Source organism: Ruminiclostridium papyrosolvens DSM 2782 (assembly GCF_029318685.1).
Taxonomy (GTDB): Bacteria; Bacillota; Clostridia; order Acetivibrionales; family DSM-1351; genus Ruminiclostridium; species Ruminiclostridium papyrosolvens.
Genome location: NZ_CP119677.1, coordinates 3237485 through 3250187, shown reverse-complemented (window position 1 = coordinate 3250187; position 12703 = coordinate 3237485). Strand labels below are relative to the sequence as shown.

The 12703-nt window shown below is 38.5% G+C and carries 13 protein-coding genes; all 13 read left to right on the top strand.

Translation table 11 applies throughout. The features are described 5' to 3' along the window. The first annotated feature begins 17 nt into the window (after nucleotides 1–17). The 13 genes from P0092_RS14550 (at nucleotide 18) to purD (ending at nucleotide 12666) form a co-directional block, all read left to right on the top strand. Nucleotides 18–974, top strand: coding sequence for a homocitrate synthase/isopropylmalate synthase family protein (locus P0092_RS14550; protein WP_004621692.1), 957 nt, complete (start codon nucleotides 18–20; stop codon nucleotides 972–974). Between the two features lie 20 nt (nucleotides 975–994). After that, on the top strand, nucleotides 995–1819 hold the full coding sequence (locus P0092_RS14545) for a beta/alpha barrel domain-containing protein (RefSeq protein WP_004621693.1): 825 nt from the start codon (nucleotides 995–997) through the stop codon (nucleotides 1817–1819). 1 nt (nucleotide 1820) lies between these two features. Beyond that, the gene (gene modA, locus P0092_RS14540; RefSeq protein WP_004621695.1) at nucleotides 1821–2630 is read left to right on the top strand and encodes a molybdate ABC transporter substrate-binding protein; all 810 of its coding nucleotides are present in this window, start codon (nucleotides 1821–1823) and stop codon (nucleotides 2628–2630) included. A 57-nt stretch (nucleotides 2631–2687) separates the two neighbouring features. Beyond that, nucleotides 2688–3365 carry a molybdate ABC transporter permease subunit gene (gene modB, locus P0092_RS14535; protein WP_004621697.1) on the top strand — a complete coding sequence of 226 codons (678 nt, stop codon included), beginning with the start codon at nucleotides 2688–2690 and terminating at the stop codon, nucleotides 3363–3365. Continuing rightward, nucleotides 3365–4429 carry a sulfate/molybdate ABC transporter ATP-binding protein gene (locus P0092_RS14530; RefSeq protein ID WP_004621706.1) on the top strand — a complete coding sequence of 355 codons (1065 nt, stop codon included), beginning with the start codon at nucleotides 3365–3367 and terminating at the stop codon, nucleotides 4427–4429. The genes modB and P0092_RS14530 overlap by 1 nt, the downstream gene beginning before the upstream one ends. 69 nt (nucleotides 4430–4498) lie before the next feature. After that, nucleotides 4499–4786, top strand: a complete 288-nt coding sequence (locus P0092_RS14525; protein WP_004621708.1) for a zinc ribbon domain-containing protein — start codon at nucleotides 4499–4501, stop codon at nucleotides 4784–4786. A gap of 85 nt (nucleotides 4787–4871) precedes the next feature. After that, nucleotides 4872–5849: an AEC family transporter gene (locus P0092_RS14520; RefSeq protein WP_004621710.1), complete on the top strand. Its 978-nt coding sequence runs from the start codon at nucleotides 4872–4874 to the stop codon at nucleotides 5847–5849. Between the two features lie 171 nt (nucleotides 5850–6020). Beyond that, nucleotides 6021–6533 carry a 5-(carboxyamino)imidazole ribonucleotide mutase gene (gene purE, locus P0092_RS14515; RefSeq protein WP_004621712.1) on the top strand — a complete coding sequence of 171 codons (513 nt, stop codon included), beginning with the start codon at nucleotides 6021–6023 and terminating at the stop codon, nucleotides 6531–6533. A 90-nt stretch (nucleotides 6534–6623) separates the two neighbouring features. Then, nucleotides 6624–8087 carry an amidophosphoribosyltransferase gene (gene purF, locus P0092_RS14510; RefSeq protein WP_004621714.1) on the top strand — a complete coding sequence of 488 codons (1464 nt, stop codon included), beginning with the start codon at nucleotides 6624–6626 and terminating at the stop codon, nucleotides 8085–8087. 35 nt (nucleotides 8088–8122) lie between these two features. Next, entirely contained in the window at nucleotides 8123–9145 is a 1023-nt protein-coding gene (purM, locus tag P0092_RS14505) for a phosphoribosylformylglycinamidine cyclo-ligase (RefSeq protein ID WP_004621716.1), read from the top strand. Then, the gene (gene purN, locus P0092_RS14500) at nucleotides 9139–9762 is read left to right on the top strand and encodes a phosphoribosylglycinamide formyltransferase (protein WP_004621718.1); all 624 of its coding nucleotides are present in this window, start codon (nucleotides 9139–9141) and stop codon (nucleotides 9760–9762) included. The genes purM and purN overlap by 7 nt, the downstream gene beginning before the upstream one ends. A 30-nt stretch (nucleotides 9763–9792) precedes the next feature. Beyond that, complete coding sequence (purH, locus tag P0092_RS14495) at nucleotides 9793–11337, top strand: bifunctional phosphoribosylaminoimidazolecarboxamide formyltransferase/IMP cyclohydrolase (protein WP_004621720.1); 1545 nt, start codon at nucleotides 9793–9795, stop codon at nucleotides 11335–11337. A 69-nt stretch (nucleotides 11338–11406) separates the two neighbouring features. After that, on the top strand, nucleotides 11407–12666 hold the full coding sequence (gene purD, locus P0092_RS14490; RefSeq protein ID WP_004621721.1) for a phosphoribosylamine--glycine ligase: 1260 nt from the start codon (nucleotides 11407–11409) through the stop codon (nucleotides 12664–12666). The last annotated feature ends 37 nt before the right edge of the window (nucleotides 12667–12703 follow it).

Sequence of the window (12703 nt, the reverse complement as noted above, 5' to 3'; positions counted from 1 at the left end):
TATCAGGGGGGCATAATATGATAAAAATAACGGATATAACATTATGTACGTTTAATTATAAAGCTGCCCCGGAACAAAAGCTTTCTCAGCTTTACAGTCTGCTATTGCAAACGGGAATCAGCTATATTGAAATTGATATTCCTTTATTTGAATTAATTAAAGAAACAGTAGACAAAGCAAAAACTGTTCTAAGGATACATTATCCCACTCAGATAAGTACATTTCCCGGATTTGCAGGCTATGTATGCCGTTTAGGAAGTTTTGAAACACCACCAAATTTAATATCGGAAATTCAGGTTAATGATATCAGGGAATTAAATCAAATAACTAAATACTCAGAAAATAAAAATGTCAGAATTATTGGGCTTGATGACCTTTTAATACATGATTATGTTAATACCTTTGAGAAAATTAAAGAAATATTCAGCGGCAGGTTGGAATTCTGCCCCCAGAACAGGTATTATTGTGCAACGGCACTTGCGGCTGAATGGGTTTTAAATGAAGGGGAAAACATAGCTGTAAGCTTTTCGGGAGCCGGAGGATTTGCAGCACTTGAAGAATTAGTTATGATACTGCGTATTGCAAAACGTCACAAGCCCAATATGGATTTATCGGTTTTCCGTGAAATAAAAGAACTATATCAGGAGTTAACCGGATGTCACATTGCCGGAAACAAGGCTGTTATAGGAGATCATATATTTGATGTTGAATCCGGAATACATGTGGACGGTATACTTAAAAAAAGCTCAAATTATGAGCCTTTTGAGCCTAAAGTTGTGGGGATGTCAAGAAATATAGTAATAGGCAAGCATTCAGGAAAATCCGCTGTGGAACTGAAATTGAAAGAATATGGAGTAATTCCCAAGAATGAAAAAATATCATTATTGTTAACCCGAATAAGGGAAGAGAGCATACGTCTTGGCAGAGGCCTTAATGACAGTGAATTTATTTCTATTGCAATGAAGTTTTCATAAACTAATTGGAGTTGATATATATGAAAGAAAAGAAATATATAATCGACACAACTCTCCGTGACGGGGAACAAACTCCCGGATATGCCTTTAGCAAAGCTCAGAAGGTAGAACTGGCAAAGGTGATGGATGATGCGGGAATTTATCAGATAGAAGCAGGCATACCGGCAATGGGTAATTATGAAAAAGAAACAATATCAGAAATCATGAGTCAGAGAAAAAATGCCTTGATTTCCACATGGAACAGAATGAGCAGGGATGATATAAATAATTCCTTTGACTGTCATCCGGATATTATTCATATAACTGCTCCTATATCATATATACACATATACTCAAAGCTTAACAAAAATAAAAAATGGCTAAGAAACACATTGCAGGAATGCGTTTTTATGGCAAAAGACAAAGGCTATGAAGTAACAGTTGGGTTTGAAGATGCTTCACGGGCTGATATAACATTTATAATAAGCATGGCAAACCTGCTGGCTGATATGGGAGTAAAAAGTGTAAGATTTGCTGATACGGTAGGGGTGCTGACTCCGGCAAGAACATATCAGTGTATACGTGAAATAAAGGAAAATGTTGATATACCCGTAGGAATACACGCTCATAATGATTTGGGAATGGCCTTGGCAAATTCTCTGATTGCAGCTAAAGCCGGCGCTTTATACATAGATACCACAATTGGAGGTATCGGAGAGAGAGCAGGAAACTGTGACTTATACCAGTTTATACTAGCTGCCGGAGGGATTTTTAACATAAAACCGGAGCATACAGATGCTGTAGATGTAATTAAAAAAGCACAGAACTTGTTGTTTTCGGACTTACAAAAAACGGAGGTGATTTGACATGCTAAAGAGTAAAAAAATCTTTAGTTTTGCTATAAGTATTTTCATAATGATATCAATTATCACAGGCTGTGGTACGCAGGAAGTAAACGATGCTGCACAAAAGAGTACAACAAATAAAGTAGAGCTTCTTGTGTCTGCTGCCGCTAGTCTGACGGATGTAGCCAAGGATTTGACAGAGTTATATAAAAAGGAAAAACCAAACATAAATATCAAATTTACCTTGGGGTCATCAGGAACATTGGCAACCCAAATAGAAGAAGGAGCTCCGTCAGATGTATTTATTTCTGCGGCCCTTAAACAAATGAAAACACTTGAGGAAAAAGGGTTGCTCCTTGAAGGCTCGAAAAAAGATCTTCTGGTTAACAAAGTAGTACTGATTTCACCAAAAGACAGTAATATAAAGCTTACACAGTTCCAAGACGCTGCATCTGACAAAGTATCTAAGATTGCATTGGGGGAGCCTGACAGTGTTCCGGCAGGTCAGTATGCAAAGGAGGCATTTACAACCTTGGGCATTTGGGACAAAGTAAAAAGTAAAGCTGTATTTGGAAATGATGTCAGACAGGTACTTACATGGGTGGAGAACGGAGATGTGGACTGCGGAGTAGTGTATAAAACAGATGCTATTTCTTCTGAAAAAATAAAGGTTTCTTGTGAGGCTCCAAAGGACTCCCATAAACCTGTCATATACCCGGTAGCTGTTATAAAAAACAGTAAAAACCAGGAAGAAGCAGGTAAATTTATAGACTTTCTGACCACTGCTCAGGCTGCCGATGTATTTAAAAAGTATGGCTTTGAGATAAAATAAAACTGTATATAACAGGCTGTAAAATCAGCCTGCTTATATTAAAAGGAGGTGGAAACCATGGATTTATCTCCACTATACATTTCACTTAAAGTAGCAGTTATTGCAACAGTCATAACAGTTTTTACGGGAATCCTTTGTGCATACTATATTTTAAAACTAAAAAGATTCAAAGGATTAATAGATGGCTTGTTTACTCTACCCATGGTTTTGCCCCCCACGGTTGTGGGCTTTTTTTTATTAATCCTTTTTGGAAGGAACAGCTTTATTGGAGAGGTATTGAGACAGGTTAACATAAGTGTTGTATTTTCGTGGACGGGAGCAGTTATTGCCTCTGCAATAGTATCTTTTCCGCTGATGTACCGTACTGCAAGAGGAGCATTTGAACAGTTTGATGAGAATCTTGTAAATGCTGCAAGAACCCTTGGAATGACTGAACTTAAAATATTCTTGAGAATTATTGTCCCCAATGTTTATCCCGGCTTAATAGCAGGATTGGTTCTTGCCTTTGCCAGAGCGTTGGGAGAGTTCGGAGCTACCATAATGCTTGCAGGCAACATTCCGGGAAAAACCCGTACCATGGCCGTTGCAGTATATACGGCAGTTCAGGCAGGAGATAGGGAGCAGGCGTATAAATGGGTTTTAATAATATGTGCCATGTCTTTCGTGTCAATGATTCTTATGAATTTCTGGAATACAAGACAATCAGGCAAAAAAGCCGAAGGGGAGGAATTTTAATGGCTCTTTATGTAGACATAAAAAAAAGGCTTGGAAAATTCAACCTTGAAGTGCAATTTAGCTCACAGCAGGGTATCATGTCTCTCCTCGGTTCCTCCGGCTCAGGTAAAAGCATGACATTGAAATGTATAGCGGGGATTGAAACCCCTGATGAAGGAAGGATAGTGCTTAACGACCGCATTTTATTTGATTCTGAAAAGAAAATAAATCTGCCTCCTCAAAATCGAAGGGTTGGATATCTCTTTCAGAACTATGCACTTTTTCCCAATATGACAGTAGAAGAAAACATCGGTGCAGGAGTAAAGCTGCCCAAAAAAGAAAAAGAAGTGTACGTACAGGAAAAAATCAAAATGTTTTTTCTCGAAGGTATGGAAAAAAAGCGTCCGTCACAATTGTCCGGGGGGCAGCAGCAAAGGGTTGCTCTGGCAAGGATGCTTGCTTCGGAACCCGATATAATTATGCTGGATGAGCCATTTTCCGCTCTGGACAGCTTTTTGAAATGGCAGCTTGAGCAGGAACTTATGGAAACCCTGACAAAATTCAACGGGACAGTGTTATTGGTTTCCCATAACAGAAATGAGGTATACCGTTTCTCTAATGATATAGCAGTAATTTCTGAAGGAAAAATCGAAACGGTAAATAAGAAGGAGGATTTATTTAACAATCCGAAAACCATTTCAGCAGCACTGCTCACAGGTTGTAAAAATATTTCTGCCATAAGGCGTTTATCAGATAATTCCCTATTGGCTATTGACTGGAACATAACTTTGGTTTGTAACAGAAATATACCTGAAAATACTAAATATGTGGGAATGAGAGCTCATTATTTCAAGTACTCTGAAAAAAATAACGGCTCAAATGTAATGTCTTGCGAATTGGTAAAAGTTATTGAAAATCCTTTTTCCTATATTATTATGCTTAAAAATCGAGACAGAAATTCTAATGAAAATAATTCGCAAGTCAGATGGGAGGTCAATAAAGACATATGGGAGGAAATCTGCAAAAAGTCTTTGCCCGTTAATTTGATTTTCCCTGAGGATTGTCTTCTGCTTCTTACCCAATAATTCTATATAGTTATTAATTTGAATATATGGTATATTATACAAAAAAATAGTTTGGCTTTGGGGGTTGCTATGGAGATTATATTATTTTTATTCTTTACTATTTTGTCGTTCTGTATATTGTATTTGATAATTCAGTCGGCAATTGACGGCTCAAAAACAGCCGAGGAAATCAGACAAATAAGAATGATATTGCAAAAGCAATATGGAGAATCACTAAAGCAGAATATACCATCGGATAATAATTATGAGGCTATGGATGTTCCGTATGATACCTGTCCGGCATGTGGAGCAACAGTTAAGCTTGATAATAACACTTGCCCGTCCTGTGGATTGAATCTGAACGGTGAAAACGGGTAGACAATATTAAGACAAAATTATATGATATCATAAAGCGGCTTTAATAAGTCGCTTTTATATATCATAATTTTGGAGGCATATTGCCGTGGAGCAGATACACATTATAACCAACCAGATAATAATTCTTACACTACTGGGACTGACAGGTTTTGCAGCAGGGAAAACAGGTTTTTTGCCTGAAAATTCTCACAAATATATATCAGCTTTGATTCTGAAAATAACCATGCCGTTTCTTATATTTACAACCATGGGGAATTATACTTTTACCCGTGAAACACTGACAAACGGTTTATATATTTTTATTCTAGGCGTTATTTTTATCCTTATTGCCGGGTTGATTGCCTTAGGCCAATGTAAAATACTGCGAATAAAGGAAAAGACAAAAAGCATATATATCGCCCAGTCAATGTTCGGAAATGTTATATTCATGGCATACCCTTTACTAAAAGCAATGTACGGGGATATAGGAATTGTTTATGCCATATTCTTTAATATCGCAAACGACGCAATCCTTTGGACACTGGGAATATACCTGTTTAACAAGCATAATACCAAAAGTTCCAGAGACAATCTACTTCACCTTATAAATCCTAATACACTTGCCTTTTTAGGCGGAATAGCAATGATATTCTTAAAATTTCAATTCAAAATTGAAAAAACCTATGCCTTCAAAAAGATTTGGAGCGTATTCTATGAGGCCTTCAACGGCTTGGGACACACTACTATTTACTTGTCCATGGTATTTATCGGATTAATACTTTCAGGTATAAAAATAACAGATTTTAATGACATAGTATCAAAGCTCAAATACTTTGTTTTATCTATGTTCAAGCTTCTTATAGTCCCGTTTGCAGCAATACTGTTTTTTAATCTTGCAAAAGGAGTTTTCAATCCCTTTGTTGTAAGAATAGTTGTATTGCAGCTGGCAATGCCTGCTTCAACAATTGTTTCTGCACTGGCACTTCAATATGATTCGGATTATAATGCAGCTACAGAAGGAATATTTGTTTCAACTATCCTTTCAATTATTACACTTCCATTGATAGTTTATTTGTTGGGATGATCATTCCGAATATTAAAAGTGAACGTTAAAAAAACGTTCGCTTTTTTTATTAGATTAATTGACAATACAGTCTTTTTATTGGTAATATAAAAGCATAAAAAAGACGAATTATTTTTGTGAAATTATAAAAAATGTTCATAAATAACAAATAAAATACAGGGGGCATATGTTATGTGTATTTCCAAGGATGCAAAGGTAGCTGTTATCATGGGCAGTGATTCAGACCTTTCAGTTATGAAAAGCTGTATTAAGATTTTAAAGGATTTCGAAATTGACTGTGAGGTAATGGTTTGTTCAGCACACAGAACACCTGATAAAGCATCACAGTTTGCTAAAAATGCAGAGGCTAACGGTTTTGATGTTATCATTGCAGCAGCAGGAAAAGCAGCACATCTTCCGGGTGTACTGGCAGCTTACACACCTATTCCTGTTATCGGAGTACCCATAAAATCCTCCACTATGGATGGATTGGATTCACTCCTTTCCATTGTTCAGATGCCTTCCGGAATTCCGGTTGCAACTGTTGCCATAGACGGTGCAGATAATGCTGCATTGCTGGCAATACAGATTCTTTCGGTTGCCTATCATGAATTAAGACATAAAATGATTGATTATAAAAAATCCCTTCAAGAAAAAGTAGAAAAGAAAAATGCGGAGCTTCAGAAAAAGCTTCTGGAAATATAGTTCTTAAATAATAGTTATAAGCAAATAAAAATAGGAAAAGCGGTTTTTCACAGGTAAAGCCGCTCACATATCTGGATAAAGGAGTTACCCATGTGTAATTTTGGTGATTGTTTGAAGTGCAGTAATCCCGATTGTTTTGATGAAAGATTGGATAAGATGCACGAAGAATGCGGCGTGTTTGGCGTATATTCATTGGACGGCAATGAAGTAGATGTGGCCGGGTTAACATACTACGGTCTTTATGCACTCCAGCACAGAGGTCAGGAGAGTGCCGGAATAGCAGTAAGCGACAGGGAAACCATAGTATTTCACAAAGACATGGGACTGGTGCCCGAAATTTTCGACAAGGTAATGCTAAACCACTTAAAAGGTACCATGTCAGTCGGACACGTTCGTTATTCCACCACAGGAGCAAGCAGAAGAGAAAATGCTCAGCCTATAGTAGTAAGATCAAGGAACGGACAACTGGCACTTGCACACAACGGCAATATAGTAAATGCTTCTATGCTCAGAGAACAGATGGAAGAAAATGGTACAATTTTTCAAACAACTAATGATACCGAAGTACTTATAAATCTTATAACTAAACATAGTATTACTTCAGAAACTCTGGAAGAAGCTGTGGAAAAAATGATGGTGGATGTAAAGGGTTCTTACGGTCTTATACTTATGACTGCCAGTAAGATGCTAGGAGTGAGGGACCCGTACGGAATAAGGCCTTTATGCATTGGTAAAACTGCGGGAGCATATGTTCTGGCTTCCGAATCATGCGCATTGGACGCAGTAAATGCTGAATTTATCAGAGACGTTGAACCTGGAGAAATAGTAATAATAGAAAATGATGAAATCAGGTCAGTAAGACCCTTTAACAAAAAAGATACAAAACTCTGTATATTTGAATTTGTATATTTTGCAAGACCTGACAGTGTTATAGACTGTGCAAGCGTTCAGCAATCCAGATATGAAGCGGGTAAACGTCTGGCAATAGAGCATCCTGTAGAAGCTGATGTGGTAATTGGAGTTCCTGACTCAGGTATTTCTGCTGCAATCGGTTTTTCAAATCAGACCGGGATACCATACGGTGAAGGGCTTGTTAAAAACAGGTATGTGGGCAGAACCTTCATTCAGCCAAGTCAGGGTATGAGAGAAGTAGCCGTTAGGATAAAGCACAATGCCATAAAAAAATCCGTTGAGGGAAAAAGGGTTGTTATCATTGATGACTCCATTGTAAGAGGAACAACCACCAGAAGGATAGTTCAGGTTCTTAAAAAAGCGGGTGCAAAGGAAGTTCACATGAGAGTAAGCTCGCCGCCTATAAAATTCCCATGCTATTTTGGAATTGATATATCTTCCAGAAAGGAACTTGTGGCAGATAAGCTTTCAGTTGAAGAAATCAGAGAGATGATATGTGCCGACACGTTGGGGTATCTTAGTTTGGAAGGGCTACTAAAAACTCCTATTGGCTCTAAACGAGGTTTTTGTTCGGCATGTCTTGATGGAAATTATCCCATTGAGGTTCCTGAAGAAGGAGATAAATTCAGCTGCGGCTGTTAAATAGATATTAACAAATTTCTTTGGAGGTAAATTGCATGACCACTTATAGAGAAGCAGGTGTAGATGTTGAGGCAGGTTATGAATCTGTCAAATTAATGAAGAATCATGTAAAGCGCACATTCAGGCCTGAGGTTATGACAGAACTGGGCGGCTTCGGAGGACTTTTCAGTCTGGATAAATCAAAGTATGAACAGCCGGTATTGGTTTCGGGAACTGATGGAGTAGGAACAAAGCTTAAAGTTGCATTTTTGACAGACAAGCATGATACTGTGGGTATTGACTGTGTTGCAATGTGTGTAAACGATATAGTATGCAGTGGTGCGGAGCCTCTGTTCTTTCTGGACTATATTGCAGTCGGAAAAAATTATCCTGAAAAGGTTGCTCAAATTGTAAAAGGGGTAGCCGATGGCTGCGTAATGTCAGGCTGTTCTCTTATAGGAGGAGAAACCGCTGAAATGCCGGGGTTTTATCCTGTTGACGAATATGATTTAGCAGGTTTTACTGTAGGAATTGTTGATAAAAACAAGATAATAGACGGTAAAAAAATCAAAGCAGGGGATAAATTAATCGGACTTCCGTCATCCGGAATTCACAGTAACGGATACTCTCTTGTAAGAAAGCTTATAAACCCTACTGAAAACAACCTTAAAGAATATGTTGAAAAGCTGGGTTGTACTTTAGGAGAAGAACTTCTAAAGCCAACAAAAATATATGTAAAAACAATTCTTGACCTTATTGAAAAATTTGAAATAAAGGGAATATCCCATATTACAGGCGGAGGATTCATAGAGAATATTCCGAGAATGATTCCTGAGGGTTTGCGTGTTAAAATCCAAAAAGGTACATGGCCTGTGCTTCCTATATTTGATTTACTCAGGGACCTTGGCAATATGGCGGATAAAGACATTTTTAATACCTTCAATATGGGAATTGGAATGATTCTGGCTGTTGATGCACAAAAAGCTGAGGAAATCATCACTTACCTTGATTCTCAAGGTGAAAAGGCTTACCTTATCGGTTCAATCGCCGAAGGCGAAGCAGGGGTGGATATATGTTAAATGTAGGTATACTGGTATCAGGTGGAGGCTCAAATCTCCAAGCCATTATAGACAAGGTGGAAAGCGGCTACATTAAAAATGTCAAAATAGTTACAGTGGTTTCCAGCAGACCTGATGCTTACGCTCTGGAAAGGGCAAAACAGCATGGTATCAAAGGCATATGTATATCCAGAAAAACTTTTAACAACATAGAGGAATACGACGAAGCTCTGATAAGTCATTTTAAAGCATTTGAGGTTGATTTGGTTGTAATGGCAGGGTTCCTTTCTATACTTGGGGAACGTTTTACAAGGGCTTATGAAGGCAGGGTAATAAACATTCATCCTGCTTTGATTCCTTCTTTTTGCGGAAAAGGTTTTTATGGAATCATACCTCATCAGAAGGTACTTGAGACGGGTGTCAAAGTTACCGGAGCCACAGTACATTTTGTTGAACTTGAGGCTGATGCAGGGCCTATAATACTTCAAAAAGCAGTTTATGTGCAGGAGGATGATACACCTGAAATTTTGCAAAAGAGAGTAATGGAACAGGCTGAATGGGAAATATTACCTGAGGCAGTACGGCTTTTTGCGGAAAACAGGTTGGTAGTAGAAGGAAGACGAGTTAAGATAATTTAGTTTAAATAAAGTGATTGGAGGATTTTTTAAATGATTAAGCGCGCATTAATAAGTGTTTCAGACAAAACAGGTATTGTTGAGTTTGCATCTGCCCTGACTTCAAAGGGTGTGGAGATAATTTCTACCGGAGGTACTGCAAAAACACTTACAGAAGCAGGATTAAAGGTTATAAACATATCTGATATAACAGGTTTCCCGGAATGTCTTGACGGAAGAGTAAAAACTCTTCATCCAAAAGTACATGCAGGACTTCTTGCAATAAGAAGCAACGAAGAACACATGAAGCAAATCAAGGAACTTGGTGTTGAAACAATTGACATGGTAATAATAAACCTTTACCCCTTCAAACAGACAATTTTAAAAGGTAATGTAGAGTTGGAAGAAGCTATAGAAAACATTGACATAGGCGGTCCCACAATGCTTAGGGCAGCTGCTAAGAACTATCAGGATGTTGCAGTTATTGTTGATCCTGTTGATTATGAAAATGTACTTAACGAAATGAACGAATCAGGAGATGTCAGTGTAAAGACTAAGTTCAGACTGGCCTACAAGGTTTTTGAACACACAAGTCATTACGATACATTAATTGCAAAATATCTGAGAGACACTCTTGGAGATATTGATTTTCCTGAAACGTTATCTCTTACCTATGAAAAGGTTCAGGATATGCGTTATGGAGAAAACCCGCATCAAAAAGCAGTATTCTATAAAGAAGTCGGAGCAAACAGAGGACTTCTCCCAAGTGCAGTACAACTTCACGGTAAAGAACTTTCCTTCAATAATATAAATGATACTAATGGAGCTATTGAGCTTGTCAAGGAATTCGACGAGCCAACTGTTGTTGCAGTAAAGCACACAAATCCTTGTGGTGTTGGCAGTGCTGATAATATACACGATGCCTATGTAAGGGCATATGAATCCGATCCAGTTTCAATCTATGGCGGAATAATTGCTGCAAACAGGGAAATTGACAAGGCAACTGCTGAAGAAATCAACAAAATATTTGTTGAAATTATTGTAGCACCTTCTTTTACAGAAGAGGCACTGGCTGTTTTAACACAAAAGAAGAATGTCAGATTGCTAAAGCTTGAAGACATATCGGAGAAGATTTCACCTGACTCATATGATATGAAAAAGGTTGCAGGCGGTTTATTGGTTCAAAAATATAATAGCCTCCTCTTCAATCAGGAAGACTTGAAATGTGTAACAAATCTACAGCCAACCAAGGAACAGATGGAAGATCTGATTTTTGCAATGAAGGTTGTAAAGCATACAAAGTCAAATGCAATAACTCTTGCAAAGGGCAAAATGACAATAGGTGTTGGCCCGGGTCAAACAAACAGAATTGTACCTACAAAGGTAGCTATCGAATATGCAGGAACCAGATCACAGGGTGCTGTAATGGCATCTGACGCTTACTTCCCGTTCTCAGATTGTGTTGAAGCCGCTGCGGCTGCAGGTATTAAGGCTATTATACAGCCCGGTGGTTCAATAAGAGATCAGGAATCCATTGACGCATGCAATAAATACGGAATCGCAATGGTGTTTACAGGAATGAGACACTTTAAGCACTAAAAAAGCCTACCTCCTGTGTTACAGGATTGATTGCCTGTAGCACAGGAGGCATGATACGTGGAGGTATATATGAAGGTTCTTGTAGTCGGTGGGGGAGGAAGAGAGCATACTATTGTATGGAAGCTCTCACAAAGCCCTAAAATAACTAAATTATACTGTGCACCGGGAAATGGCGGTATTTCCGGTATTGCAGAATGTGTTCCCATAAAAGCAATGGACTTAGACGGAATATTAACTTTTTCAAAAGAAAACAAAGTTGATATGGTTGTGGTTGCACCTGACGACCCTCTTGCTGCCGGGTTGGTTGACAAGCTGACAGAAGCGGGTATAAGGGCTTTCGGGCCTGTAATGGCGGCAGCAATAATAGAAGGCAGCAAGGCTTTTTCAAAGGATTTAATGAAAAAATACAATATACCTACAGCAGGCTATATGGTATTTGACAACTGCTCAGAAGCATTACAATATCTGGATACTTCCTCGGCTCCTATTGTTGTAAAGGCTGACGGTCTTGCTTTGGGCAAAGGCGTAATAATTGCTCAGACCATACAGGATGCAAAGGATGCCGTAAACGGTATGATGAAGGATAAGGTTTTCGGTGATGCCGGAAGCAGAGTTGTAATAGAAGAATTTATTCAGGGGCCAGAGGTTTCTATATTGGCGTTTACAGACGGAAATACTATTGTCCCTATGGTTTCATCACAGGACCATAAGCGTGCCTTTGACAACGACCAAGGACCCAATACGGGCGGAATGGGAACTTTTTCTCCAAGCCCTCTTTATGATAAAAAGCTGGCTGACTACTGTATGAAGGAAGTATTTATGCCTACAGTAGAAGCTATGAACAAAGAAGGACGTAAATTCAAGGGAGTTCTTTATTTTGGCTTGATGATAACGAAGGACGGCCCTAAAGTTTTAGAATATAATGCCCGTTTTGGAGACCCTGAAACACAGGTTGTTCTTCCAAGATTAAAAACTGACCTTTTAGAAATTTTTGAAGCAATTATTGACGAAAAACTTAGCGAAATAAACATAGAATGGGATGACAATTCGGCTGTATGCGTAATAGCTGCTTCCGGCGGTTATCCGGGCAAGTATGCCACAGGAATCGAAATAAACGGTATTGACAAGGCCGAAGAAAACAACGAGACTATCGTGTTCCACGCAGGTACATCCTGCAAAGACGGTAAGTATTATACTGCCGGAGGACGTGTACTTGGTGTTACTGCAGTTGAGTCAACAATGGACAAAGCAATCCAAAAGGCATACGCAGGAATTGCAAAAATACAGTTTGAGGGTATGCATTACAGAAAAGATATTGGAAGAAAGTAGTCTTATAGCTACTGATTGTTAAGTACAAAAAAGGGAG

What these genes read in the sequence shown, in the direction of transcription:
- P0092_RS14550 (WP_004621692.1), top strand. Translation starts at nt 18, where the DNA reads ATGATAAAAATAACGGATATAACATTATGTACGTTTAATTATAAAGCT.
- P0092_RS14545 (WP_004621693.1), top strand. Translation starts at nt 995, where the DNA reads ATGAAAGAAAAGAAATATATAATCGACACAACTCTCCGTGACGGGGAA.
- modA (WP_004621695.1), top strand. Translation starts at nt 1,821, where the DNA reads ATGCTAAAGAGTAAAAAAATCTTTAGTTTTGCTATAAGTATTTTCATA.
- modB (WP_004621697.1), top strand. Translation starts at nt 2,688, where the DNA reads ATGGATTTATCTCCACTATACATTTCACTTAAAGTAGCAGTTATTGCA.
- P0092_RS14530 (WP_004621706.1), top strand. Translation starts at nt 3,365, where the DNA reads ATGGCTCTTTATGTAGACATAAAAAAAAGGCTTGGAAAATTCAACCTT.
- P0092_RS14525 (WP_004621708.1), top strand. Translation starts at nt 4,499, where the DNA reads ATGGAGATTATATTATTTTTATTCTTTACTATTTTGTCGTTCTGTATA.
- purE (WP_004621712.1), top strand. Translation starts at nt 6,021, where the DNA reads ATGTGTATTTCCAAGGATGCAAAGGTAGCTGTTATCATGGGCAGTGAT.
- purF (WP_004621714.1), top strand. Translation starts at nt 6,624, where the DNA reads ATGTGTAATTTTGGTGATTGTTTGAAGTGCAGTAATCCCGATTGTTTT.
- purM (WP_004621716.1), top strand. Translation starts at nt 8,123, where the DNA reads ATGACCACTTATAGAGAAGCAGGTGTAGATGTTGAGGCAGGTTATGAA.
- purN (WP_004621718.1), top strand. Translation starts at nt 9,139, where the DNA reads ATGTTAAATGTAGGTATACTGGTATCAGGTGGAGGCTCAAATCTCCAA.
- purH (WP_004621720.1), top strand. Translation starts at nt 9,793, where the DNA reads ATGATTAAGCGCGCATTAATAAGTGTTTCAGACAAAACAGGTATTGTT.
- purD (WP_004621721.1), top strand. Translation starts at nt 11,407, where the DNA reads ATGAAGGTTCTTGTAGTCGGTGGGGGAGGAAGAGAGCATACTATTGTA.